Origin of the sequence: Pantoea sp. Ft-CA_14, from assembly GCF_024520875.1 — a bacterium.
GTDB lineage: Bacteria > Pseudomonadota > Gammaproteobacteria > Enterobacterales > Enterobacteriaceae > Pantoea > Pantoea agglomerans.
Genome location: NZ_JALNPM010000003.1, coordinates 285681 through 310368, shown reverse-complemented (window position 1 = coordinate 310368; position 24688 = coordinate 285681). Strand labels below are relative to the sequence as shown.

General features: G+C 54.8%; 23 protein-coding genes and 1 tRNA gene. 13 read left to right on the top strand and 11 right to left on the bottom strand.

Features of this window, described 5'->3' with window-relative positions:
* Nucleotides 1-129: 129 nt before the first annotated feature.
* A complete protein-coding gene (gene katG, locus NR195_RS07285) occupies nucleotides 130-2349 on the top strand; it encodes a catalase/peroxidase HPI (RefSeq protein WP_256844352.1) in 2220 nt (739 codons plus the stop codon).
* Nucleotides 2350-2474: 125 nt separating this feature from the next.
* Here katG and NR195_RS07280 read toward each other — a convergent pair whose 3' ends face one another.
* From NR195_RS07280 to NR195_RS07265, 4 genes are all read right to left on the bottom strand, one after another.
* Nucleotides 2475-3497: a type II toxin-antitoxin system HipA family toxin gene (locus NR195_RS07280; RefSeq protein WP_256844351.1), complete on the bottom strand. Its 1023-nt coding sequence runs from the start codon at nucleotides 3495-3497 to the stop codon at nucleotides 2475-2477.
* Complete coding sequence (locus NR195_RS07275; RefSeq protein WP_033758331.1) at nucleotides 3494-3805, bottom strand: HipA N-terminal domain-containing protein; 312 nt, start codon at nucleotides 3803-3805, stop codon at nucleotides 3494-3496. The genes NR195_RS07280 and NR195_RS07275 overlap by 4 nt, the downstream gene beginning before the upstream one ends.
* Entirely contained in the window at nucleotides 3790-4134 is a 345-nt protein-coding gene (locus NR195_RS07270) for a helix-turn-helix transcriptional regulator (RefSeq protein WP_256844350.1), read from the bottom strand. The genes NR195_RS07275 and NR195_RS07270 overlap by 16 nt, the downstream gene beginning before the upstream one ends.
* A 368-nt stretch (nucleotides 4135-4502) precedes the next feature.
* Nucleotides 4503-4578: transfer RNA gene (locus tag NR195_RS07265), tRNA-Asn, on the bottom strand.
* Nucleotides 4579-4911: 333 nt separating this feature from the next.
* Here NR195_RS07265 and NR195_RS07260 point away from each other — a divergent pair.
* On the top strand, nucleotides 4912-6033 hold the full coding sequence (locus NR195_RS07260; protein ID WP_050680121.1) for a Gfo/Idh/MocA family protein: 1122 nt from the start codon (nucleotides 4912-4914) through the stop codon (nucleotides 6031-6033).
* 90 nt (nucleotides 6034-6123) lie between these two features.
* Here the strand turns inward: NR195_RS07260 and NR195_RS07255 are convergent, their stop codons facing one another.
* The 3 genes from NR195_RS07255 to NR195_RS07245 form a co-directional block, all read right to left on the bottom strand.
* Nucleotides 6124-6954, bottom strand: coding sequence for a glycosyltransferase family 8 protein (locus tag NR195_RS07255; protein ID WP_256844349.1), 831 nt, complete (start codon nucleotides 6952-6954; stop codon nucleotides 6124-6126).
* A 12-nt stretch (nucleotides 6955-6966) separates the two neighbouring features.
* Nucleotides 6967-8349: a D-arabinono-1,4-lactone oxidase gene (locus tag NR195_RS07250; RefSeq protein ID WP_256844348.1), complete on the bottom strand. Its 1383-nt coding sequence runs from the start codon at nucleotides 8347-8349 to the stop codon at nucleotides 6967-6969.
* An 83-nt stretch (nucleotides 8350-8432) separates the two neighbouring features.
* Complete coding sequence (locus tag NR195_RS07245; protein ID WP_010670932.1) at nucleotides 8433-9065, bottom strand: TetR family transcriptional regulator; 633 nt, start codon at nucleotides 9063-9065, stop codon at nucleotides 8433-8435.
* A 151-nt stretch (nucleotides 9066-9216) separates the two neighbouring features.
* Here NR195_RS07245 and NR195_RS07240 point away from each other — a divergent pair, with 151 nt between their 5' ends.
* On the top strand, nucleotides 9217-9756 hold the full coding sequence (locus tag NR195_RS07240) for a DUF2058 domain-containing protein (protein WP_010247968.1): 540 nt from the start codon (nucleotides 9217-9219) through the stop codon (nucleotides 9754-9756).
* A gap of 16 nt (nucleotides 9757-9772) precedes the next feature.
* Here NR195_RS07240 and NR195_RS07235 read toward each other — a convergent pair whose 3' ends face one another.
* Nucleotides 9773-10471, bottom strand: coding sequence for an RluA family pseudouridine synthase (locus NR195_RS07235; protein WP_250327643.1), 699 nt, complete (start codon nucleotides 10469-10471; stop codon nucleotides 9773-9775).
* On the opposite strand from NR195_RS07235, the gene NR195_RS07230 reads away from it, so the two are divergent.
* Together NR195_RS07230 and NR195_RS07225 are read left to right on the top strand one after the other, a co-directional pair.
* Nucleotides 10461-10763, top strand: coding sequence for a hypothetical protein (locus NR195_RS07230; RefSeq protein WP_154210388.1), 303 nt, complete (start codon nucleotides 10461-10463; stop codon nucleotides 10761-10763). The genes NR195_RS07235 and NR195_RS07230 overlap by 11 nt on opposite strands.
* 116 nt (nucleotides 10764-10879) lie before the next feature.
* Complete coding sequence (locus tag NR195_RS07225) at nucleotides 10880-11140, top strand: hypothetical protein (protein WP_010247965.1); 261 nt, start codon at nucleotides 10880-10882, stop codon at nucleotides 11138-11140.
* A 431-nt stretch (nucleotides 11141-11571) separates the two neighbouring features.
* On the opposite strand, the gene NR195_RS07220 is transcribed toward NR195_RS07225, so the two are convergent.
* Nucleotides 11572-13494, bottom strand: a complete 1923-nt coding sequence (locus NR195_RS07220) for a methyl-accepting chemotaxis protein (protein ID WP_033767721.1) — start codon at nucleotides 13492-13494, stop codon at nucleotides 11572-11574.
* Nucleotides 13495-14207: 713 nt separating this feature from the next.
* Here NR195_RS07220 and NR195_RS07215 point away from each other — a divergent pair.
* Genes NR195_RS07215 through NR195_RS07200 form a run of 4 tightly spaced genes read left to right on the top strand, consistent with a single transcriptional unit; the run spans nucleotide 14208 to nucleotide 19079 of the window.
* Complete coding sequence (locus tag NR195_RS07215; RefSeq protein ID WP_010247954.1) at nucleotides 14208-15086, top strand: ABC transporter substrate-binding protein; 879 nt, start codon at nucleotides 14208-14210, stop codon at nucleotides 15084-15086.
* Complete coding sequence (locus NR195_RS07210) at nucleotides 15083-16006, top strand: amino acid ABC transporter permease (RefSeq protein ID WP_182500179.1); 924 nt, start codon at nucleotides 15083-15085, stop codon at nucleotides 16004-16006. Before NR195_RS07215 ends, NR195_RS07210 begins: the two co-directional genes overlap by 4 nt.
* On the top strand, nucleotides 15999-16760 hold the full coding sequence (locus tag NR195_RS07205; RefSeq protein WP_010670928.1) for an amino acid ABC transporter ATP-binding protein: 762 nt from the start codon (nucleotides 15999-16001) through the stop codon (nucleotides 16758-16760). Before NR195_RS07210 ends, NR195_RS07205 begins: the two co-directional genes overlap by 8 nt.
* A 33-nt stretch (nucleotides 16761-16793) precedes the next feature.
* Nucleotides 16794-19079, top strand: coding sequence for a molybdopterin-dependent oxidoreductase (locus tag NR195_RS07200; RefSeq protein ID WP_256844347.1), 2286 nt, complete (start codon nucleotides 16794-16796; stop codon nucleotides 19077-19079).
* Between the two features lie 5 nt (nucleotides 19080-19084).
* On the opposite strand, the gene NR195_RS07195 is transcribed toward NR195_RS07200, so the two are convergent.
* Both NR195_RS07195 and NR195_RS07190 read right to left on the bottom strand, forming a co-directional pair.
* A complete protein-coding gene (locus NR195_RS07195) occupies nucleotides 19085-20395 on the bottom strand; it encodes an MmgE/PrpD family protein (protein ID WP_256844346.1) in 1311 nt (436 codons plus the stop codon).
* Nucleotides 20396-20474: 79 nt separating this feature from the next.
* On the bottom strand, nucleotides 20475-21020 hold the full coding sequence (locus NR195_RS07190; RefSeq protein WP_033758314.1) for an N-acetyltransferase: 546 nt from the start codon (nucleotides 21018-21020) through the stop codon (nucleotides 20475-20477).
* A gap of 252 nt (nucleotides 21021-21272) precedes the next feature.
* Here NR195_RS07190 and NR195_RS07185 point away from each other — a divergent pair, with 252 nt between their 5' ends.
* From NR195_RS07185 to NR195_RS07170, 4 genes are all read left to right on the top strand, one after another.
* Nucleotides 21273-22343, top strand: a complete 1071-nt coding sequence (locus tag NR195_RS07185) for an iron-containing alcohol dehydrogenase family protein (protein ID WP_256844345.1) — start codon at nucleotides 21273-21275, stop codon at nucleotides 22341-22343.
* Nucleotides 22344-22390: 47 nt separating this feature from the next.
* Entirely contained in the window at nucleotides 22391-23704 is a 1314-nt protein-coding gene (locus NR195_RS07180) for an LLM class flavin-dependent oxidoreductase (RefSeq protein ID WP_033772154.1), read from the top strand.
* A gap of 185 nt (nucleotides 23705-23889) precedes the next feature.
* Complete coding sequence (locus tag NR195_RS07175; protein ID WP_163640088.1) at nucleotides 23890-24171, top strand: hypothetical protein; 282 nt, start codon at nucleotides 23890-23892, stop codon at nucleotides 24169-24171.
* A 98-nt stretch (nucleotides 24172-24269) separates the two neighbouring features.
* On the top strand, nucleotides 24270-24671 hold the full coding sequence (locus NR195_RS07170) for a cell envelope integrity TolA C-terminal domain-containing protein (RefSeq protein ID WP_010247930.1): 402 nt from the start codon (nucleotides 24270-24272) through the stop codon (nucleotides 24669-24671).
* Nucleotides 24672-24688 lie beyond the last annotated feature (17 nt).

Sequence of the window (24688 nt, the reverse complement as noted above, 5' to 3'; positions counted from 1 at the left end):
CATTGTTTTAAGCTTTTGAAGAAGGTGTATAAAAAGGTAAAAGCTATCAAACAGATAGGATGAGACAGGTGTGCGATCCTGAAAATCCTCTATAGAGTAGCGATGAAAATACAAAAAAGAGGTGTGACCATGAGCAATTCCATTGATGAAGATGCAAAAGATGCAAAGCCTATTGTCGAAGCCGATCGCGAAGCGCCCGAGGGCAAATGTCCTTTTCATGCTGGTAAGCCTTCTCAGGAAAATCAGGCGCCGGGCGGCGGAACAACCAACCGCGACTGGTGGCCTAATCAACTCCGGGTTGACCTGCTGAATCAGCACTCATCCCGTTCGAACCCGCTTGATGAATCCTTCGATTACCGTAAAGAATTTGCCAAATTAGATTACTCAGCGCTGAAAGCTGACATCAAAGGGTTGCTCACCGAGTCACAAGCCTGGTGGCCCGCTGACTGGGGCAGCTACATCGGCCTGTTTATTCGTATGGCCTGGCACAGCGCCGGAACCTATCGCTCCGTGGACGGACGCGGTGGTTCAGGTCGTGGTCAGCAACGCTTCGCACCCCTAAACTCCTGGCCAGACAACGTCAGTCTGGATAAAGCGCGCCGCTTACTGTGGCCGGTTAAACAGAAATATGGTCAGAAGATCTCCTGGGCCGACCTCTACATTCTGGCGGGCAACGTCGCGCTGGAAAACTCCGGATTCCGTACCTTCGGCTTTGGTGCCGGACGTGAAGATGTCTGGGAACCGGATATGGATGTGAACTGGGGTGAAGAAGCCGCCTGGCTGGAACACCGTCACCCGGAATCCCTGGCGCAGTCGCCATTGGGCGCTACCGAAATGGGTCTGATCTACGTGAATCCGGAAGGCCCGGAACACAGCGGCGATCCTGCCTCTGCGGCCCCGGCTATTCGCGCCACTTTCGGCAACATGGGCATGAACGACGAAGAGATCGTGGCATTGATTGCTGGTGGACATACGCTGGGTAAAACCCACGGTGCCGCACCGGCCAGCCACGTCGGTGTCGATCCGGAAACTGCACCGATTGAGGCGCAGGGCCTGGGCTGGGTCAACAGCCACGGCACGGGCGTTGGCGCAGATGCGATTACCTCCGGTCTGGAAGTAATCTGGTCTCAGACGCCAACCCAGTGGAGTAACTACTTCTTCGAGAACCTGTTCAAATATGAGTGGGTTCAGACGCGCAGCCCGGCCGGTGCCATCCAGTTCGTGGCAGCTGATGCGCCGGATATTATCCCGGATGCGTTTGACGCTGCGAAGAAACACAAGCCGACCATGCTGGTGACCGATCTGACGCTGCGATTTGACCCGGAGTTTGAAAAGATTTCGCGTCGTTTCCACAACGATCCGCAGGCGTTCAACGAAGCCTTTGCCCGTGCCTGGTTTAAACTGACTCACCGTGATATGGGGCCAAAAGCGCGCTACATCGGACCTGAAGTCCCGCAGGAAGATCTGATCTGGCAGGATCCGCTGCCTGCACCGGCTTATCATCCAACCGTGGCGGATATCGCGCAGCTGAAAGAGAAAATCGCTGCAACCGGCCTCAGCGTCAGCGAGCTGGTTTCGGTTGCCTGGGCATCGGCATCAACCTTCCGTGGCGGCGACAAACGTGGTGGTGCCAACGGTGCCCGCCTGGCGTTGCTGCCGCAGCGTGAGTGGGACGTCAATGCCGTCGCGGCACGCGTGCTGCCGACGCTGGAAGCGGTGCAGCGTGAAGCGCACAAGGCTTCACTGGCAGATGTGATTGTGCTGGCGGGTGTGGTCGGCGTTGAGCAGGCGGCGAAAGCAGCTGGCGTTGAAATTGACGTGCCATTTACTCCGGGCCGTGTTGATGCGCGTCAGGATCAGACCGATATCGAGTCGTTCGATCTGCTGAAACCGCGTGCAGATGGTTTCCGTAACTACGGTACTGGCTTCGGCAAAACCACCACCGAAAATCTGCTGATCGATAAAGCGCAGCAGCTGACCCTGACCGTGCCGGAGTTAACGGTGCTGGTTGGCGGAATGCGTGCGCTGGGTGCTAACTTTGATGGCAGCCAGCACGGCATCTTCACGCACTACACAGGGACGCTGAACACAGACTTCTTCGTGAATCTGCTGGATATGCGCACCGAGTGGAAAGCCGCCGATTCGACCAATGAGAAATTCATTGGACGGGATCGCGTCACTGGCGAAACCCGTTTCACCGCCACGCGCGCCGATCTGGTGTTTGGCTCCAATGCGGTGTTACGCGCCTCGGCGGAAGTCTACGCCAGCAGCGACGCCCGTGAAAAATTCGTCAAAGACTTTGTTGCCGCCTGGACCAAAGTGATGAATCTGGATCGGTTTGAACTCTGATTGCTGTTGACGTTGTAAAACCTGAAACCCGCTGATATTAGCGGGTTTTTTTATGAGAGCAGGTGAGTTATTCGACCGCTTAACTATCCTTTTACAACCCAGGTACAACAGGTTAATGGCATCATTTAAATTTCGGTCACTGCCAGTAACGTGATCCTTCGGGCCACGTAGTCAAGTACGGCTTCCCGCTGCGATTCAGGCATATGACTTTCATTATAAGTATCGATAATAAGCTGATGATGACTCACCACCTCGGAAAGCCATTTTCGTGCCAGTGTCGGATTAATATCCATACCCTGGGCAAGCAGGATAAAGTCTGCACCCAGATATTCTCCGTACTCTGAATTGATCCCCGGTGCGTTTCCTGCATCATTTTCTTCACGTTCCAGCAGGGGCAAAGCTAAATACTCTCCAAACGCTGCAGGGTAGGGCACAACGCTGATAAAGTCATAAACCGGGGCCAGCCAGGGTGAACCCTGCGGAGGCAGGATAATCCCGATATTGCGCAGATGAAAATCATTGTTTCCCAGCACATAGGCATACACGATGCGCAAAAAGAGGTCACGTTTACTCTTTAAGCTGCTGTTCACTCTGGTATTCAGGAATTTAGCGGCTTTCTCGTAACTGATGGCTTTATGATTATCAATCCTGCCATATTTATCGCCGAGACCCATCGCGCCATCCAGCTGTTCCTGATGTAATCTCGCGTTATCTGACGCTGTCCGGTCATACCTTTTAATGACAAACGCCAGTTCTTCTGGCCGATTTTCATCGTGTCTGAATGGCATCAGCCCGAACGGGGGTACGTTAAATTTCAGACGCTGCATAACGCACATAGTGGCATGCTCGTTTTCTGCCAGGTGTGGGTATTCTTCCGGAGAGGGTTTCAGGATATAGGTGCCATCATTGCTGACGACCACCAGTTCTCCCTTTGCCAGGCGAAGCGACAGTTTGGGTTGATAGCCTGAAATGCTCATGCCTTTCTGACGTTCAGGGAGTTCCTGAATAAACTGACTGCGCGTAAACGGCAGGCTAAGAGCCACATTCAGACTACCCAGCAGATGCCGGATGCCTTTTGTTGAGTAGCCGGTTTTTAGCTCAGATTCTTTAAGCCGTTTTAATGTGATCAGGCAGCGTTCTGAATTCATGATGTTATCTCTTTAAAGACGACTGCCCCAAGCAAATCGTTGCCATTTTCCATCAGTAAGCCGAACAGATCCTTATCATCAATTTTTTGAATTTCAGAATAGCGTTTTCGCAACCAGCCTTCCGGCGCTAAACCTTTAAAGAAGGGATGTAGCTCTTCACTTAAATAGGGCTCAGGTCTTACCGGCATGCTGAGAGATATCGCACAGCCGACATAAGTGGGCAGGTAGCAGAAAGTATAACCGCTTTGCCCTTCACTCAGTGTTCCTGCCAGCGTGTTGTAAAGCCACACCTCTATTTTTCGAGCCATACTTTTATACCCAGTTCTTTAAGCAAGGCGTGAAGATTTATTGCCTTTGCAGAAGATGGTCTGGCAATCAGTCGTTTAAATGTTGAGAGTGATACACCAATCTGAATCGCCATCTCTTCATAGGTGATGTTTTGTCGTTTGAGTTCATTGGCCAGTAGTTGTGGCAGTGTCGGAAACGTCAGATCACTCAGCTCCGATCGGGTGTCCGGTTTGTCCGCATTTATTGCTTCTGTTGTGGCTTCTCTACTCAAAGCTAACCCCGCCAATACCTTTTGCCGATCTGACTCAGAAAGGCTTAGCAGCGAAGAGTTAATCTCATCAAGGTTCATTTTTGACCTTTTCTGCAGTTTCAGTACGTTTTTGAAACGATATGGTCCGACTATAGTACTAAAAGGGTCATTTTTGAACCTATTAACGGCAGCATCTTCTCAGCTTACAGCCAGAGTGTGAAATATGCGAATGAAAGGTCATTTATGACACTTTAAGCCACTGTTAATGCATTTGTTAAAGAGAGTATGAGATGTAGGGGTCAGAAATGAACCTTTAAGTGAGGGCGGAACCGAATGTCTAAGTATCTGGCAATAACGAAAAGAACGGGGAATTTGAAGAGGAAACAGACTGAGTAAGACGCAAAAATTTTATCAGAAGTATGAAAAGCAAAAAGCCCGCTTAGTTTCCTAAGCAGGCTTTTCTAATTTGGCTCCTCTGACTGGACTCGAACCAGTGACATACGGATTAACAGTCCGCCGTTCTACCGACTGAACTACAGAGGAATCGTTTGAACGGGGCGCATAGTAACGGCCACGCCGGGCCATGTCAAAGCTCTTTTTCATAAATTAGCGCGACTGCTGAAATAGTCGCCACTATGGCGTTTTAAGCACTGAAAGAGCTGCCTGTGCGGCTGACTCATCCGGCAAAACGCCACGTGTAAAACTGAGGTGTTTATGAGGTGTTATGGCGCTGTATAGTCCTTGTCAGGCGGCCAGGCGCGTGATTTGACCGGATAGTTTTTTACGGGCGTCACAAAGTGTGGATTCTGGCTTTGTCAGCAATAAAAACGAAACGTAGATTCCATTTCAACCCTGAACTGAATCTTTGGAGTTGAAATGAACAAAGTCAGAATCGGCATGATTGGCAGCGGCTATATCGGACGCTGCCACGCGATTGCATATGCGCAGGCTCCCACCGTATTTGCGCTGAAAGGCGAAATCGTGCGGGAGATGCTGGCTGAAGTGAACCCCGAGCTGGCCGCCCGTCAGGCGGCGACCTTTGGTTTCGCGCGCTCGACGGGGGACTGGCGCGCGCTGGTCAGCGACCCGGCGATTGATGTCGTGGATATCTGCGCCCCCAACTTCCTGCATAAAGAGATGGCGCTGGAGGCGATACGCCACGGCAAACACGTTTATTCAGAAAAGCCGCTGTCATTAAGCGTGGCGGATGCGCAGGAGATGGTGGCGGCAGCCGATGCGGCCGGAGTCAAAACGCTGGTGGGCTTCAACTATATGAAAAACCCTACCAGCCAGCTGGCGAAAGAGATCATTGCCAATGGTGAGATAGGCGACATAGTGCATTTCTACGGCACCCATAACGAGGATTATCTCGCCAGACCGGAAACGCCGCTCGACTGGCACTGTCAGAAAGCGCTGGCAGGCCTCGGTGCGCTTGGCGATCTGGCGGCGCATATCGTTAATATGGCGCACTACCTGGTTGGTGACATTGCTGAGGTCAGCGGCGACATGATGACGGTGATCGCCTCAAGGCCTGACCCAAAAGAGCCTGCGCGGCAGTTACCGGTCGAAAACGAAGATCAGGCCAGCGCGCTGCTTCGCTTCCATAACGGTGCGCACGGCGTGATTGAAACCTCACGCATCGCCTGTGGCGCAAAGATGGGACTGACTTACGTTGTCACCGGCACCAAAGGCACACTGCGCTACACCCAGGAGCGCATGGCGGAGCTGGAGCTTTATCTGCATGACGAACCGGCCGGGCGTCAGGGATTTAAAACTATTCTGACCGGACCAGCGCACCCTGACTACGCAAATTTCTGTGTTTCTGCCGGACACGGCATCGGCTTTAACGATCAGAAAACGGTGGAGATTCGCGACCTGATCAACGGCATCGCAGCGGGCGATCGCATGTGGCCCGATTTTGCAGAGGGATTGCAGGTTCAGAAGGTGCTGGAAGCGATTGCTCATTCAGCAGTGCAACGCCGCTGGATTGAGGTATAGGGCAGAATCAGAGGGATAGAGGGTATTGCCGATGTGTTGATTAACCCAGGCGGGCAGGGCGGGAAACGTTGGCTTCCCGCCCACAGCCGATCAGATCAGACCGCTTTTTTCCCACCACAATTTATCCAGCGCATAAAAGCGATCGCGCTGACTCTCGGGCTGGCTGAGATCGCGTTTCCACGGTTTTGCCAGAATATAGTGCAGGTTCTTCACCTCTTCATCGTGCCAGAGACCGCTGTGCTGAAACGGCAGCGTTTTCAAGGCATTGTAGATGTAAGAGAGCGGCTTCCAGCGATCGGCAAACACTTCGTTCAGCAGATCCTGCTCGGAGAAGGGATAGTTACTGAGATCATCAATGGCGGCAATACGCTTTTCCAGTGCGTCGAACATCGCATTATCGGGCTTCAGCACCAGAAAACCGCCGTTCAGGTACAGATCCACACTCTCTGGCGCCTTCTCTCCGCGCGCCTGCCAGGTATAGTGGCACTGCTCAGGCTGCCACTCTGCCGGATAAGAGGCAATCTGGTTGGGATTACAGCGGCAGGCGTGACAGGCGGCGAGCGGGTTATCGCCCAGATCCAGGGTAAAAAGCTCATCCATGTTTTGAAGGACCAGCATATCGGCATCCAGAAATACGACGCGCTCATAATCGGTTAGCTGCCAGGCGCGCAGCTTGGTCCAGACTTCGCCGAACTGCGCCGATGCGTAGTGCTGATCCAGATCGTCGCGCGGATAGAGGGGCTCGACCGGTTTAATGACACAGCCCTCATCCTGCAAAATCTGACAGTCAGACGCTGAAATCGCCGGCGTGGTCATCACCACCAGCGGCCACTGGCTCTGGCTCTGTTGCAGCGAACGGTGCAGCGCTTTCACGCCCACCAGATAATCGGGTTGAGTTAACAGCGTTACCCAGGCAAACATAGCTTTCCTCAATCAGTCAAAAAGTGGCGTGATGTAGTCGTTACCCAGTCGGCCATTTGGGTCGAGCTGGCTGCGCAGGGCGCGGAAGGCGTCCCACTGCGGATAGATCTCACGCCAGTTGTAACGTTCTTCATCGTAATATTTGCCCCAGTGCGGGCGTCCGCCCTCTTCGGCCAGCAGTTTTTCCACTTCAGTCAGGAAGTGCAGTCCTTCCTGTGACAGCGAACCATCGTCGGCGTAATAGACCACGAAGCCGAAAAAGCAGGTTGGCTGGTCAGCGGCCGGACTGAGCCAGGCCGATGATGCACCGGTGCAGCGCAGGATAATCGGGTAGTGCATATGCGGACGGTTCTCGGCATACCACTGCTTGATGCGGCGAATGATGGCCGGGGTTTTTGCCAGCGGCACGCCGATTTCCACATTGATCTGCGGCACCGCAATGCCGCGGCAGAAGAGCTGGTAAATGTCACCGGTAACATCGGTGAAATCACGAAAACGGGTGACGGTGCGAAACTGTTTTCCCCCTTTGCCCTCAATCTGCGTATCGCGGTGCATATGTGCCAGCGTCTGGTCGATAGTGTCGTTGAGGCTTTCGTCAACGTCGCCCTCATGTTCCACCACCTGACGACCCTGCGCTTCGTAGCGCTGACGCTCTTCGTCACTCGCCTCATGGGCGTTCCAGACGTGCATCAGGTTGTCATCGACAAACCACCAGGCTTTGCTCAGCGGATAGTCGTTGTTCCAGCGCAGCAGATCCTCTTCAAGGGTATCGGCAGAGACGGCATATTTGTGGCAGGTGAAGATGCTAAACGGCTGGGTACGCAGGGTTACCGCGGTAACAATGCCTAGTGCGCCCAGTGAGACCTGCGCTGCCGGGAAGTCAGCGTCGCCACGAACAAATTCGCGCACGCTGCCATCGGCCAGCACCATTCTGATTGCCAGCGCTTCGTCGGCAATCGAACTCTGCTGCAATCCCTGGCCGTGCGTTCCGGTCGCCATCGCGCCCGCCAGCGTCTGAATCGCAATCACGCCTGGCGATGAAGCCAGCATGCGGTTCATTTCGGTCAGGCTGCGATAGACCTGCTCAAGCGGGGTCGCGCCACCAAAGGTCACGCTCTGTTCATCACTGGCAAGCTGGCCGCTCAGGGCGCTGAGATCGAGCAGCACATCGTCATCACTGACATGCAGCATACGACCAGGCGACAGCTTGCTGCCGATCACCCGAATCTGGCCGTGTGACTCCCGGATAAGTCTCCGTAATTCCGCTTCACTGGCGGGACGCTGAACCTGGTGACGGCTGCCGATTTGCGCGTTCTGCGCCCAGTTCCACAGCGCATCATCATCGGGTTCAACATGGGTCTGACGAAGCGGATAGAGGCGTGCATCTCTGCTCACAACAGCATTCCTTATTATTGCATTTTAGTGACAAGTATCAGTAAGCGTAGACTATGGCTAAGCGCAGCCCGGCCTGCGGGCAATTATTTGCGGATATAGCGTAACGTTGCGGTTACAGCCAGCTGACGATTGCGGCGGATACTCTCTGCTTCGCTGTTGTCCGGGCTGAAAAGGGCGTTGAAGGTGTAGCGGTTTGAGACGTGATGAACGCAGATACTGCTGATCAGGCGATGGACATCAATGGTCTGCACATCGGCAGTGAACACGCCCTGCTGCTGACCGCGTGCCAGAATGTCATCCAGCAGATCCAGCGCGCTGCGGTTAAGGGCTTTAATCTGCGGCGACTGGGTGATGTAGCGCCCGCGCAACAGGTTCTCACTGCAGACCAGCCGGATAAAATCGGGATGCTCGACATGGTAATCAAAACTGGCTTCCACCAGGCGGGTCATGGCCAGTTCCGGCTCCATCGCCGCCAGGTTCAGGCCGGTTTCGTGCTGACGTATCTGCTGATAAACCTGCTCCAGCACGTGGATATAAAGCTGCTCTTTACTGCCAAAGTGATAGACCACCATGCGTTTAGTGGTTTGCGCATGCTCAGCAATCTGCTCCATCCTGGCACCCTGCATACCAAACTCCGCGAAGGTTTTCAGTGCGCCTGCGATGATGCGTTTTTTCAGCCCTTCAGGGTCATTTTTACGTTTTGTTAGCTCTGACATGGTGCTCAATAAGGTGATTTTGACCGGGGGATGTTAGCACAGTGTTGAGAGGCTGCCCGCAATCGCGGGTGCGGCAGGTGCGGCAACCTGGTACAGCCCGGACGATTACAGGTATAATCCCGGACATTATTTCACAGGTTCAGAGACGACAATGACAAAACTCACCTTGCAAGAGCAGATGCTGAAAGCGGGATTAGTATCCAGCAAAAAAATGGACAAGGTTCAGCGGACAGCGAAGAAATCCAGGGTTCAGGCACGCGAAGCCAGAGCGGCGGTGGAAGATAACAAAAAAGCGCAGCTTGAGCGGGATAAGCAGCTGAACGAGCAGCAGAAGCTGGCTGTGCTGTCTAAAGAGTACAAAGCGCAGGTCAAACAGCTGATCGAAATGAACAAAATTGACGTGGCAAGAGGCAACATCAGCTTCAATTTCACCGACAATAACCTGATCAAAAAGATTATGGTGGATAAGCTGACGCAGACTCAGCTGATCAATGGGCGTCTCGCCATTGCCCGCCTGGCGGCTGACAATAATGGCGAGAGCCAGTACGCTATCATCCCCGCCAGCGTAGCGGATAAAATTGCGCAGCGTGATGCCAGTGCCATCGTATTAAACAGTGCATTAAGCGAAGAAGCACAGGACGAAGATGATCCTTATGCTGATTTCAAAGTGCCCGATGATTTGATGTGGTAACAGCGCGCTGACGCATTCAGAACGGGCTGTCGGCAGAGAGTTGCAGCGTGCTGCCGCTGACAGGATGAACAAACGTCAGTGCGCTGGCGTGCAGCATCAGTCTCTCTGCCTGATCTGCGCCAGGTAGCAAAAGCCCGCCGTAGAGATCACAGCCCAGAATCGGGTGCCCCAGTTGCTGACAGTGAATGCGCAGCTGATGGGTGCGCCCGGTTTCCGGCATCAGTTCAACCCGCGTGACCGGCAATCCCTTTCCCTTTTTTTCCTGATAATAACCGCGTTCCATGACCCGGTAGCGTGAGCGCGCAGGTTTCCCCTGGATCGGGCAAATCACCATCCGGGGAAACTGCGCCGGATCTTTCGCTATCGCGGCATCAATAACGCCTTCGTCATCGGCAAGGTGCCCGCACAGCAGCGCCTGATAAGTTTTACGCACGCTGCGCTGGCTGAATTGCTGGCAGAGTGCCGCGTTAATCGCTTTGCTCCGTGCTACGACCATCAGCCCGGAGGTGCCAAAATCGAGCCGATGAACCAGCGTGCAGCCAGGAAAAAGCTTCACCAGCCGATGATGCACCGAATCGAGGTTTTGCGGATTTTTGCCTGACAGGCTCAGCAAACCGCTGGGTTTATTGATCACCAGCAGATGGTCGTCCTGAAAGAGAAGGGTTATCTCATCAAAGCAGGGCGGGGCGATAAACGTATCGATAATGGCAGACATCGGGCAACCGGCAGGTAAATGGCAACGGATCATAACCGATTGGCCGGTCACTGACGATGCCGCGCGCAGCCATTATTCTTCGCTGATCGTTTCCCCGCTTTGCGTGAAGAGTGACTGGCCAGCCTGCTGCGTTTCAAATTTGCCATGGGCAGCAAAAACGGAGCAGACCGTCGCAGCCAGCAGCGTAAGGAGAATGGAAAGTTTCATGGTTACATCCCATCGTGAATTTAAAAGCAAGTCTGACAGGAAGGGCGGCAGAGACAAACAGAACAATCCGGAAAAAAAACATTAAGAACATTTGTTCAGCAAGTTGCGCGATTTTTAGTGATAAATTCGGGCAGTTCTCTCTTTTACGACTACAGTCTCTGGTGAGGTTGTCATCAATTCGTATCTAATGGAGGATTTTCTGTGTTATTTCAAAACGACGAGAAAGGCCACGTCATTATTGGCGAAGCGGCACTAAGCCTTGCCCTGGGTGAAAAAGAAATCAGTATCGCAACACTCTTTACCCAACTGGGTTATATGGCGAAATCTGAAAGCAACGCGGATCGGCTGACGAAAATCGCCGAAGCCAGAAGCTGGCTGAGTAGTTTTGAGTCACCGGCGATTGCTCAACAGCAGGTGCCGTACCTGCAGACGCTTGCAAGCCTGAACGAAGAGCTGAACTAGCAGTAACGGAACTGATGCCAATGGACGTAGTCCGGCTCCGGCCGGAAAACGACGAAGCGGATGACCTCATCGGTTGCGCGAAAGCGTAGACCGGCCGGAGAAGCTGTCAGGGACGACAACTCTCTCTCCATCGCTTTCTGTACAGACCGATCGCGATTCTTATCTACCCTCATTTCAAAGCCAGCCGGGATATAAACCGGAATCATCAGGCACGAGCCAGCTTGTTTCAGCTGTCGTGGCCGAAATATGACCTTCCCTCAGTTTCCGGATGCTCGCCTGACCATGTCATTCCCGCGTTAACCGCTACGGCTTATTATCTTCTGATTAATCAGATCACTTATTTGTCTGAAGAGGGCTGTTATTTCAGCCAGCCTCAATCAATTAAGGCTGGCTCTATTTACGGTCAGACAGAATTAACGCTTCGCTAACCGTTAAAAGCTTTCCCAGCTTGAGTCTGCTGATGCATTAACGGGCACTGCGGGCACTAAACGCGGCGACAGGGCAGGTGCGCCCCGGCTGACGCTGCTTTGTCCGGGAGAGAGACGGAATACGGCCACTGTTTTTTCCAGTTCATCAGCCTGAGATTCCAGTGAGCTGGCTGCGGCGGAGGACTCTTCAACCAGCGCGGCGTTCTGTTGCGTCGTGGTATCCATCTCGGCCATTGCCGTGGCGATCTGAGAAATGCCGCGGTTTTGCTCGTCAGAGGCGGCAGCAATTTCACCCATAATATCTTTAACCTGACTGACAGAGCGGACGATGTCATCCATGGTGGTACCGGCGCGTTCCACAAACTCAGAACCATCATGAACCCGATCAAGTGACTCGCGTATCAGCGTTTCAATCTCTTTGGCGGCCAGTGAACTGCGCTGGGCCAGATTTCTGACTTCACCGGCAACCACCGCAAATCCGCGACCCTGCTCTCCGGCTCGTGCCGCTTCGACGGCGGCGTTAAGGGCCAGAATATTGGTCTGGAAAGAGATGCTGTTGATGACGTGAATGATCTCGCCGATTTTGCCCGAACTCTGGCTGATGTTGTTCATGGTTTCGATAACGTCACGGATAATCTCGCCACCACGTCCGGCATTCACTGACGCGTCTGTCGCCAGCTGACTCGCATGGTGAGCGTTCTCCGCATTCTGTTTCACCGTTGAAGAGAGCTCTTCCATGCTGGCCGCGGTCTGAACCACTGCGGCAGACTGCTGTTCTGTGCGGGATGAAAGATCGGTATTACCTGCCGCGATTTCCGCCGAGGCACGCGCCACGCTGCTGACGCCATCACGCACGTTGGTGATGATATTCTGCAGGCTGATGTTCATTGCATCTACCGCCTGCATCAGCTGACCTAACTCATCACCACGTGTGGTTTTCAGTGAGGTTGTTAAATCACCGCTGGCAATACGTTGCGCTGCGTTCAGCGTCTCTTTCAATGGCAGCGTAATGTTGCGGGTGATCCGCCAGGCAATCAGCAGACTCAGCACCACACAAATCAGCGCGGCAAAAGCAATGCGCCACTCCGCCTGTTTGATAAATTCAGAGGATAGCTGGGACTGATAGGCAAAGGTATCGGAGACCACCGCATTGAGCCGCTCTGCGGTGGTGGTCAGGCCCGCCGATTCGCTCTTTTCTTTCTCTGTCGCATCGACATAGCGCGTTAAAGCCTGGCGTTGCTGCGTCAGAGTGCTGAGCACATTTCGCGTTACGTCATTAATATTCGGCTGGGCGAAAATATCCAGTTGCTCGCTCAGGGTGTTGATAGCGGTGTATTCTTCAAGAATCGCCTCTCTGCTGGCCTCAGACGGCTTATCGAGAAACGCTTTTTCAACATTGGCCGCATCAAACAGCGCTGCGGCCAGGTGCATGACCGGCAGCGCCGCATCGGGTGTCAGAGCCATATCGAGTGATTCAAACTGATGCGCAAGCGCAATCAGGGCACCCGGTTTAATGGCATCAAAGGCGCTGCTTGTCGCCTGCGCAGCCGTCACGAATGTCTGGCGCTGATTCTGATAATCGTTAAGTAACTGCCCCATCAGCGCGACTTTCTGCTGGCCCATCTCATCCCATTTGAATCCATCCAGCCGTTTATAAAGGGCATCTAACTCCTTCAGGGCCTGAACGTTCTGCGTGGCAAATTTGGGATCTTTGGTGTACTGGTAGAGGGTGCGGTTAAGGCGTGCCTTGCTTAACGTGTTTACCATCTCCACGGTAATCGTGCGCCGGGCGGAGTTGTCTTTAATACTGCGAAAACAATCGAAAGCGATAAAAGTAATGGCGAGGGAGGCAGCAATGACGACGATAAAACCGACGCCCAGTTTTTTCCCAATTTTAATATCGGAGATGCGTTGAGCAAGGCCCATAAGGTTCACCTTTAGTGAGATATCAGAAGCAGAGAAGAGGCTGTTAAATAATTCAAAGATAATCTTCTTATCGTCAGCGCCAGACTAATCTTTAATATTATTTATGCTTACTCAATGATCTGATTATTGAGGCTTTCATTATTCTCAAGGGAAACTATCTGCCTGCTAATCTTTGATTTACTTCGTGTAATGTATTGATAATTTTGATTAAAATTATGATTCCTGTGCCTGCTGCAGTCTTTACATTACCTGAATAAATAGTTATTGATTTTGATCAAATAAGTCCCGGATAAAAGAATCGGTCAGGCGCAGAGGGATGATTTTTCAATAAATACTTATCAATGAAATTATATTTTTATTAATCATCAGAGCCTGGCTGTGCCAATTAATTAACCGCAGTATGACGTTTTCTCGCCTCGCCAATCCTTACCAAACTGCTCATCTCTTCGGTCACAGGATGCCAGCGCCTGTTCAACAGCCTCGCAACGCGCGCCATTGCCATATTCCAGCAAAATATTCCCGGTTTTAGCATTTGTGATCGCCGCCGGTCTTCACTGAGAATGACAACAGAACGTTACGAGGATGATAAAAGCTCTGGAGCCCGCCGCTTATCTGGCTTTCTTTCAGCGCTGACAACAGGTCACGATCGCTTTTCCCTCTGGGGGAACATTTTAAATATCAGGAGAAAGGTTCCGGTGAAATTGATAAAAAGAATGACCCTTTTCACACTCGTGCTCAACGCATCCGTCAGCTTTGCGGCAGAACCCTCAGTGCCTGCTGACAGCAGCATACATGTTAAAGCCGATCCGGCGCTGAAAACGCTGATTCCTGCGGATATCCTCAAGCGTGGCTACATTGTGGCAGGAACAAACCCGAATACGCCGCCAACTACCTTTTATAAAGAAGATAATAAGACGCTGGCCGGTCGCGAAATCGACATCATGAATGCGGTGGGTGAACGTCTGGGTATCGCGGTAGAGTGGCGCGACACGGGCGGCTTCGACAACATCATTCCCGGTCTGAAAACCGGACGTTACGATGTGGCGCTGTCGAACATAAATGCCACACCGACCCGCCTGAAACAGATCGACTTTGTCGGCTACTACAACGCCAGCCTGCTGGGAATTATTTCCCGAAAAGACGCCAGTATCGCCCCGTTTAAATCACTCAGTGACGTCTGCGGCAAAGAGGTCGGCGCCGGTTCCGGTACCACCCAGGTTACGCGGCTGGAAGAAGCCAGTAAAGCCTGTGAGGCCGCAGGTAAGCAGCCCATCAAGGTAGCGATATTCCCGGATCGTCCGGCTGGCGTGCAGGCGGTGGTCAGCGGGCGCGTACCGCTGTTCCTGGGGCCTTATGAGGGGCTGCTGTGGCAGGTTAAGGTAATCAAACCGCTGACTATGAGCGGCGAAATCACCGTTAACGATGCACCGGTCTCTGTCGCTTTCCCGAAAGCCTCTCCGCTTGAACCTGCCGTGCAGGCCGCGCTGAACTCCTTAATCAAAGATGGCAGCTACCGGAAAATCCTCGATAACTGGGGAATCGGATTTGGTGCTGTGACCGAAGCCCGACGCAACGAAGAGATTTTTAAATGAGTGCGATTCAGAACCACACTGACGATCTGAAAATCGTCAGTAAACGCTACTACGGACGCTGGCTGAGTGCGCTGGTGGTGCTGTTGTGCGTGGTGGCGATGGCACATTCGATGATTAACAATCCGCGCTTTGAGTGGGGGATCATCGCAGAAAACTTCACTGCGCCCTCCATTCTGCAGGGGGTGTTAATGACGCTGCAGCTCACCGCCATTTCAGTGGTGCTGGGCTTTGCCTTCGGCACGGTGCTGGCGCTGATGCGTCTCTCATCAAACCCGGTTCTGGTTGCGGTGAGCTGGGCCTACACCTGGTTTTTCCGTGGTGTGCCGATGCTGGTGCAGCTGTTTCTCTGGTACAACATCGCGGCGCTCTATCCCAGAATAGCGCTGTCGATTCCCGGTTTAGGTGAGATCTGGAGTGCACAGTCCAACGCGCTGGTCAGCCCGTTTAGTGCGGCAGTGATCGCGCTGGTCATGCATCAGTCCGCCTATGCCGCAGAAATTGTGCGCGCGGGTATCCAGAGCGTGGGTAATGGGCAGATTGAAGCGGCACGCGCGCTTGGATATCGCCCGGCTCAGATTTTCCGTCATACCGTTTTACCGCAGGCGATGCGCGCCATTATGCCGCCAGCGGGTAACGAGATCATTGGCCAGTTGAAAACCACGGCAGTGGTGTCAGTGATTTCTCTGCAGGATGTGCTGTTTTCGGCGCAGATTATCTATCAGCGCACCTATGAAGTGATCCCGCTGCTGCTGGTCGCCACCCTGTGGTATCTGCTGATGACCTCAGTGCTGTCGGTGGGCCAGTATTACGTGGAGCGTTATTTTGGCCGCGGTGTCACGCGGCGTGAAAAGCGCAGCCTCTGGCCGTCGTTGCCGCGCTTTTCGCTGCCGAAAACACAAAGGAGTGTGAGCAATGGCTGAAGCAATTGCACTGCGCAGGGTCACTAAGCGCTTCTCTGGCGTAACCATCCTCGACGACGTTAACCTGGATATACCTGCCGGGTCGGTCACGGTGATTCTGGGGCCATCCGGCTCCGGTAAATCCACGCTGCTGCGCTGCATTAATCACCTTGAGAAGCTGGATGGTGGCACCATCCGTATCGGCGGCCAGATGGTGGGATACCGACAAAAAGGCCAGGCGCTGCACGAACTCAACAGCAGTGCCATTGCACGCCAGCGGGCGGAAATCGGCATGGTGTTTCAGCAATTTAACCTGTTCCCGCACCGTACCGTGCTGCAGAACATCACGGATGCGCCGATGCGGGTGAAAAAGCAGAGTCGCCATCAGGCGACCAGCAAAGCACTGGCGCTGCTGAAACAGGTGGGGCTGTCTGGTCGCGAAGATGAGTGGCCGCAAAACCTTTCCGGTGGTCAGCAGCAGCGCGTTGCGATTGCCCGCGCACTGGCGATGGATCCTGGCGTTATGCTGTTTGATGAACCGACCTCGGCGCTTGACCCGGAACTGGTGGGTGAAGTGCTGCAGGTCATTAAACAGCTGGCGCATTCCGGTATCACCATGGTGGTTGTCACCCATGAAATCGGATTTGCCCGCGAGGTCGCCGATAACATCGTCTTTATGGAGAGCGGCAAAATTGTGGCGGCTGGCCCGACGCAGCAGGTACTTGACGATCCAGACAACGGACGCGTCAGAAACTTTATCGCAACGGTGCTCTGAGCACCGTTTCTTTTGTGAAAGCCAGGAAGTAGGATGACGCAAAAACCGGTAATGCACAGCGCCCACTGGGGCGCTTTTCACGCTGAGCGCAGCGGCGATCAACTGCTTATTGAGCCGTTCGGGGGCGATCCCGACCCCAGTCCGCTGTTGCAAAACTTCCGTCATGCACTTAATCACCCGGCACGCGTCGCACGGCCGATGATAAGGCGAGGCTGGCTGGAAAACGGGCCTGGCCCGGATCGGCGTCGCGGGGCAGATGAATATGTCGCGGTTAGCTGGGAGGAAGCCAGTCATCGGGTTGCACGGGAGCTTAAGCGGGTCGGTGAGGCTTACGGCCCGGCGGGGATTTTTGGCGGATCTTACGGCTGGTCAAGCGCAGGCCGTTTCCATCACGCCCAAAGTCAGGTGCACCGTTTCCTGAACACCACGCTGGGCGGCTATGTTCGCTCAGTTAACAGCTACAGCTCCGGCGCGGCATCGGTATTGCTGCCGCATATTGTGGGCGACATGAATGAAGTCGCCCGGCGTGGCGTGAGCTGGGAAGAGATTGCCGGTCACAGCGAGGTGGTGCTGGCGTTTGGCGGGCTGGCGCTGAAAAATGCCCAGGTGGCCAGCGGCGGCCTGAGTGAGCATACCGAGCGCGGTTTTATGCAGCGTGCAGCACAGCGCGGCACCCGTTTTATCTCGGTAAGCCCACTGAAAAGCGATTTGCCAGAGGAAGCACAGGGTGAGTGGCTGGCGCTGCGACCCGGAACGGATGCGGCGTTTATACTCGGCCTGCTGGCGGTATTAATCACCGAAGGGTTAACCGATGAGGCATTTCTGGCGCGCTACTGTGTCGGCTGGCCTCAGATGGTGGCCTACATCCGGGGTGAAGAGGATGGCGTGGTGCGTGACGCGCCCTGGGCGGCCGCGATCTGTGGCGTCAGCAGCGACCTGATCAGGCAGTTCGCCCGACAGCTGCACGGCAAGCGCGTACTGGTTACGGTCGCCCATGCCTTACAACGCGCCGAGCATGGCGAACAACCGGTCTGGCTTGGCCTGGTGCTGGCGGCGGCACTCGGACAGCCCGGGCTGCCCGGCGGCGGCTATACCTATGCACTGGGTGCGCTGGGCCATTATGGCAAACATCACAATCTGGTCAGCTTTCCGTCCCTGCCGCAGGGCAAAAATGGCATCGACCGCTTTATTCCGGTAGCCCGTATTGCCGATATGCTGCTCAATCCCGGCACCAGGTTTGACTACAATGGCCGTCAGCTTACTTATCCTCATATCCGGCTGGCTTACTGGGCGGGCGGCAATCCGTTTCACCACCATCAGGATCTGGCCCGGCTGCGTCAGGCGTTTTGCCAGCTGGATACGTTCATCGTGCATGAGAGCGTCTGGACCGCCAGTGCGCGTCATGCTGATATCGTCCTGCCCGCCACCATGACCCTGGAGCGAGAGGATATCGGCGGTGCGCCGACCGATCGCCATTTAATCGCCATGCAGCCAGTGGCACAGCCTTACGCCGAAGCCAGGGACGATTACACGATTTTCCGTGAGCTGGCCCGGCAACTTGGCCGGGAAGAAGCGTTTAGCGAAGGGCGCGATGCGCGAGGCTGGTTGCAGCATCTTTACCATCAGCTACAGGAAAAACTGGCGGCGCATCAGGTGCAGACACCGGATTTTAATCAGTTCTGGCAGCAGGGCATCCTTGAGTTGCCGCAGGTGAAGGATGGTGGACGGATGATCAATGCGTTTCGCGCTGACCCTGATGCTGCACCGCTGCCCACAGCAGGCGGCAAAATTGAGATCTTCTCCGCCACTATCGCCAGCTTTGGTTATGACAACTGTCCCGGCCATCCGGTATGGCGTGAACCGCAGCAAAAACCCAGCGCCGACTACCCATTCTGGCTGATTGCCAATCAGCCCGCGACGCGCCTGCACAGTCAGCTCGATTTTGGTGATTTCAGTCAGAGTGGCAAGCGTGGCGGGCGCGAAGTCTGTAGCCTCAACAGCGAGGATGCCGCAGCCCGGGCTATCGCGGATGGCGACATCATTGAGCTTTATAACGATCGGGGCCATGTGCTCGCCAGCGCACGTCTCACCGACACGGTTATGCCTGGCGTGGTACAGCTGCCAACCGGTGCCTGGTACGATCCGGTCGACGCCACTGCCGCCCGTCCGCTTTGTCGTCACGGTAATCCCAATGTGCTGACGCTGGATATCGGGACGTCATCTCTGGCGCAGGGATCTAGCGGGCAGATTACGGTGGTACAGGTGCGTAAATTTGCCGGGGAAGTTACGCCGGTGCAGGCCTTTATTCCCCCGTTATGAGTCGGTTACAGGGCGCTCAGCATTGCGCGGCCCAGCGCCTGCAAATCTGCCGTTGAACGCAGCTCACTGGCTGCCAGCAGATCGGGCGACGACGCCTTCAGCGCCAGCTGCAGTTTCCTGTATACATCCACACTCTCTGCCAGTGACTGCTGGCGCGTGCGGCGCTGATGCAGCTTTGTGCTATCACTCAGCGTCAGCGTGACGTCATGGAAGCGCAGGGCGGGGTTAATCGCATCGGGCGGCGCGCTGTTATCGGGAGTACGACGGACGCGGGCGGCCAGCGGCATAATCTGATGATTGAGATCGCCTTCGGCAAAATCCTGCAAACGCAGATCGCCGTAGATCAGCATCGCAGCAATCACATATTCCAGGCTGAAACGCGCTTCAATGCCGTGCGTCGGAACGGATATGGAAGCGGCGATGTCACCGCCTGGCGGGAAGGCGACGGTGATATCGACAATCTGGCTCAGCAGCGCATCAAGAGGTTTGCCGGCTGCCAGCCACTGCTGGCGCAGCATTTGTGCCGCTTCCGCTGCGCTGTGGGTGCCTGCGCAGGTTGGGAAAGGTTTGAACTCCAGTCCGGGCGCGCTAATCCGCCAGGGGCGGCCCCAGTTTTCCAGCAATTTCTCCGGCTGCGCCTGACCCGAACTGCTGGCTGCCAGAAAAGCCTCAATCACACCCGCCTGACGGCCATCTATTCCGGCCAGTGTCAGCAGAGCCGCTGACACCGCACGTTCTGCGGCAAAACCAGCGTGCAGTGGTTTCACCGCCGAACCAAACTGCGCGCGTAGCCCGCTGGCCTGGGTGGCAGCGATCCCCAGCAGGGTCGCGGTTGCATCACTCTCCAGCGCCAGCAAACGCGCCAGTGCCGCCGCCGCTGCCAGGGTGCCCAGCGTTGCCGTGTTGTGATAGCCCAGCGCGTAATGTTGCTGGCTGACAGCCAGTCCCAGGCGACCTGCCATTTCCACACCCGTGACGTAAGCATCCAGAAAACGGTTCAGGCGCTTTGGCTGATATTGCTGCCAGGCGAGCAGGGCGGGCAGGATCACTACGCTGGGGTGACCGCGAAAATCGGCATGAAAATCATCGTAGTCCAGCGCATGTCCGGCATAGCCCAGCAGCAGCGCCTGCGAGCGCACGCTGCCGTCGCGGTAGATTGTGCGCAGTGCCGGTAAGCCGCTATCCGGCACCTCGCCCTGTAACACCGGCCAGCTCACCGCCAGGAAGTCCCGCACACCTTCACGCGCGTGCTGGTGCGCTGACTCATCCGGCTGACTATAAAGGATATGTTCAGCCAGCATTACGCTCAGGTTCATTGCGGTCGCTCCGGAAAACGGTGCAGTTCGTGGCGAAACGCGATCGGCTGTTCGCCCAGTGATGCGGGATTATCGCTGCTCATAGCGGGTTTCCTTCTGCTGCTGTCTGGCGGCTCAGCCAGGCATCATGTGCCGCCGGGTCCAGTACTTTTTTCATATAGAGGGTGATGTGACCTTTACCGAGATCGCGGGTATGCATCGGCTGGAAGCCACGTTTCAGATACATCTCTTTCAGCCAGGGGTGATGGGTGGCGGTGCCCAGCGAGACCGCTGGGGCATGCAACTGATCGATCAGGATTTCCTGCTCTAACCGATCCTGAACCTGGCGACCAAAATGGTGGCCGGGATAGTCGGGATGCGCGCCAAACCAGCCGATATGCGGCAGCCCAAACGGGCCGGGCAGCGGCCCCCAGGGATAGCGAACGGTCACTGATGAAACCATCTGGTCACGCATGTAGAGCGCATACACGCCATGATTCTGCAGATGGCGTAATGCTGTAGCGCGGTCAGCCGTGGCGGCATCAAATTTAATGCCCAGTGCTTTAACGGGTGCATAGGCGGCATGCATCAGCGCCAGATAAACATCTACCTCATCTTCTCTGACCTGACGAAAATCGAGTTGCATAATATTTCCCGGAAAACTGCCAGGCAGGCAGTTAATTCATTCAGCCAGAATGAGAGATTAACAGTAAAAGCCGGGTCGCTATGTGTGAAAAATAACTAACCTAATGCGGATTTGTGAATATGAAATGGCCGGTTTTTGATTGCTTAAATTGTTATTTGTCGTAGTATTCAGAAAAGAAATTAAATTCCATGAAACGCTATTAACTCACTGTAATAAAAGTCTTTTTCTATTTTATATAATCAGGATGCTGCTGTGTTAGCCATTACATCTCCGCGAGCCTATGCGCATGAGGCGGGCCTGCGCATCCGCGCCGGTCAGTTTATTAAACCCTATGCCACCCATATTCGTATTTTTACCTCTCCTCAGGCGTGGCAGGCGGTTAATCCGGAATTAAGCCAGAGTCTTGAAGAGAATGGCATCCGCTGGCAGCTCGACTATTTAGAGGGCGAATGTACAGAACAGGCCATCGCCAGCTTAAAACACCATACCGAACAGCAGGGCGCAGAACTGCTGCTGGCGATTGGGGGCGGACGCGTGCTGGATGCGGCTAAAGCCGCTGCCAGCCAGTTGCCGGCGGTCACACTGGTTAACTTTGCGACCCAGGCGGCAACCTGCGCGGCCTGGTCACCGATTGCCATCATCTATAACGAGCAAGGCGGCCATCTGCACAGCCAGCCGCTGGGGAAAATGCCGGAGCTGGTGCTGGTGGACAGTGAAGTGATCGTCCGGAGCGATGTGCGCTACCTGAAAGCGGGTATTGTGGATGCGCTGGCCAAATATTATGAATTCCGGCCTTATCAGCAGCACAACCCTGATGATCTGGCTTTGGATCTTAAGGTGATGACCGCGCGGCAGGCGCTTGACACTTTCCGGCAGCAGGGAGACGCCGCGATCCTGGCCTGCCAGCAGCAGCGGGTCACGCCTGAACTGGTCAGAGTCATTGATGCCACTATCGTGCTCGCCGGACTGGCGAACAGTGTGCGCGACCTGCTGCCGACGCCGGGCTTTGCGCACGCCATTCACAATCGACTGACGCACCTGCCGGAGCTGCATCACTGGCTGCACGGTGAGAAAGTCGGCTTCAGCCTGCTGGTGCAGTCACTGATAGAACATGACGGCGTCGCGGATGCGGAACTCCTTGCGCTGCTGCGTCACTACGATATGCCGCTGAAGCTGCCGGTGTTACGCGGCGATCGCCATAGCGCGCTACGCAACATCGCGCAGCAGGTTAAATTCCCCCAGGCCTGCGCAGAACGGCTGCCGTTTAGCGTCTCCGCCCGCGCGCTGGAGCAGGCGCTGCTGGCGACGGACACCCTTTTTTAAGCGCGCGCTGCGGCGCGCCTTTACACCTTACAGACCAGGAATCGTTCATGAATCATTTCACTCCATCACGTCGCCTGCGGCTCGGCCTGTTTGTTCAACCGGTGGGTCAGCACGTGAGCGGCTGGCGTCTGACGGAACAGCTGGGCGATCCCACTGATATCGACTGGCTGATCACGCTGGCTAAAAAAGCCGAAGCGGGTAAGTTCGACCTGTTTTTTGTGGGTGATGCACTGGCAACCAGCATGTATCGTCTGCCGTCGACCATGGCACGCCTTGAACCGCTGACGATGCTGGCGGCGCTGGCGGTCAACACCAGACGTATTGGCCTGGCCGCAACCGCCTCTACCACCTTCAGCGATCCCTTTACGCTGGCGCGCAGTTTCTCGTCACTGGATCACATCAGCCGTGGCCGGGCCGCGTGGAACGTCGTGACCTCGTTTTCCACTGACGTTGCACGTAACTTCAGCCGCAGCGATATGCCCGACCACGCTTCCCGCTATGCCCGTGCGCGGGAGTTCCTTGAGGTGGCAGACAAATTGTGGCGGGGCTGGGAAGCGGGGGCAGTACAGCCCGACAAAGCGACCGGGGACTATTTTGTTGATGAGAAGATCAAACCGATCAACCATCAGGGCGAGCATTTTCAGGTACAAGGCCCCCTGAACATCACGCGTTCGCCACAGGGACGTCCGGTGATTATCGAAGCAGGTTCTTCTGCTGATGGTCAGAAGCTGGCAGCTGAGACAGCGGAAGTGATCTTTACCGCCTCCGCCAGTCTGGAGGAAGCGCAAGCGTTCTATCGCACTCAAAAGGAGCAGGTCATTGCCGCCGGGCGTAACCCGGATCATGTCGTGATTATGCCCGGTGTCATGCCGATTATTGGCCGCACGCGTGAGGAGGCGAAGGCGCTTTGGAAAAAGCTGAATACGCTGGTGGATATCGAGAACGGGCTTCGTCAGCTTTCACTGCGGTTCAGTATGGATCTCAGCCAATATCCACTGGATGGCCCGGTACCGGAGGTTCCGCTGGGCGAAGGTAATCAGAGCCGCGTTAAGCTGATGACCGATATGGCAAAGCGCGAGAATCTGACGCTGCGTGAGCTGGCCGCCGTCGCCGCCGGTTCACGCGGACACCGCGTGATTGTCGGTACCGCTGAAGATATCGCCGACGACTTCCAGCAGTGGCTGGAGCAGGGCGGCGCGGACGGCTTTAACATCATGCCAGCCATTATGCCGGAACAGCTGGATCTGTTTGTGGAGCTGGTGATCCCGGAACTGCGCCGTCGCGGACTGTTTCGCGATGAGTATGAGTTTGCCACGCTGCGGGAGAATCTGGGGCTTGAAGTGATAACCGAAGAGAGTTAACAGCCACGGTCATCACGGGAAATATTACCGCAATACTGCATGCAGTTTGCTGGAAAAGGAGATGCGGTTAACTCAGCAGGGAGGCTGGAGCCTGTATTGTGCCGCACTATTTTCCAAAAGCGTTCTGCAAACCCATTCATACCCGATATAGTGCAAATCTATCCTCCGGGATGTGAGATCGCTGAATGTCAGAATACAGGTTCTATACCAAAGGCAAATACACTGTTGCACTTGAAAGATCGGACGTAACACGAGCTTTCGATCTGACAGAGCAGGGTTATAAAAAACAGTTCGAGGAAGTTCGTGCCTCAGATGAAAAACAGGCACTCGCACGCTTCGCGAATATCCGCAGGGACAAACGCATCGACCAGCACAACTTTCTGGCGGGCGCGGCCACGATGCCCCTGATTGGCGTATTAACAGCGATTGCTTTCTCTCTCTTCTGGCGAAAAAAAACGGGAAAATAAACCTGTGTTGATTCACTTTGCAGGGGTTTAGCTTAGCCTGATATCAGAATAACCAGGGAGCAGGACGCCGTTCCCTTTTCACCTAAAAGGACTTATCCATGAAAAAGATCATTCCCATTTTCTGCTGTGCCCTGTTAGCCGGTTGTGCGCCTCTCACTCCACACGAATGCATTAAAAAAAGCGCACTCGAAACCTGCAGCTATAACCGTTCAGGAAAAGTCGGGGACAACGATATCTATGGTCAGCAGGCATCTGGCATAAAAAAAGCGCTGGATGCTGCACTATCAGAGCCGCACGCCTGGAAGGGGAAACGCTGTAATGCCCATCTGGATTTCAAAATTGATGGCACCCTGGATAATTTTATTATCAAAGGGGGCGATAAAGATTATTGCAACGCGCTCAAAGTGGCGGCAAAACGCGCCAGATTTCCGGCTTTCACCGACCAGCATGTTTTCGATGTGATGGGATCAGCGCGCTGGAATATGGAAGGACAGCCCTGACACGCATCATGCCTGTT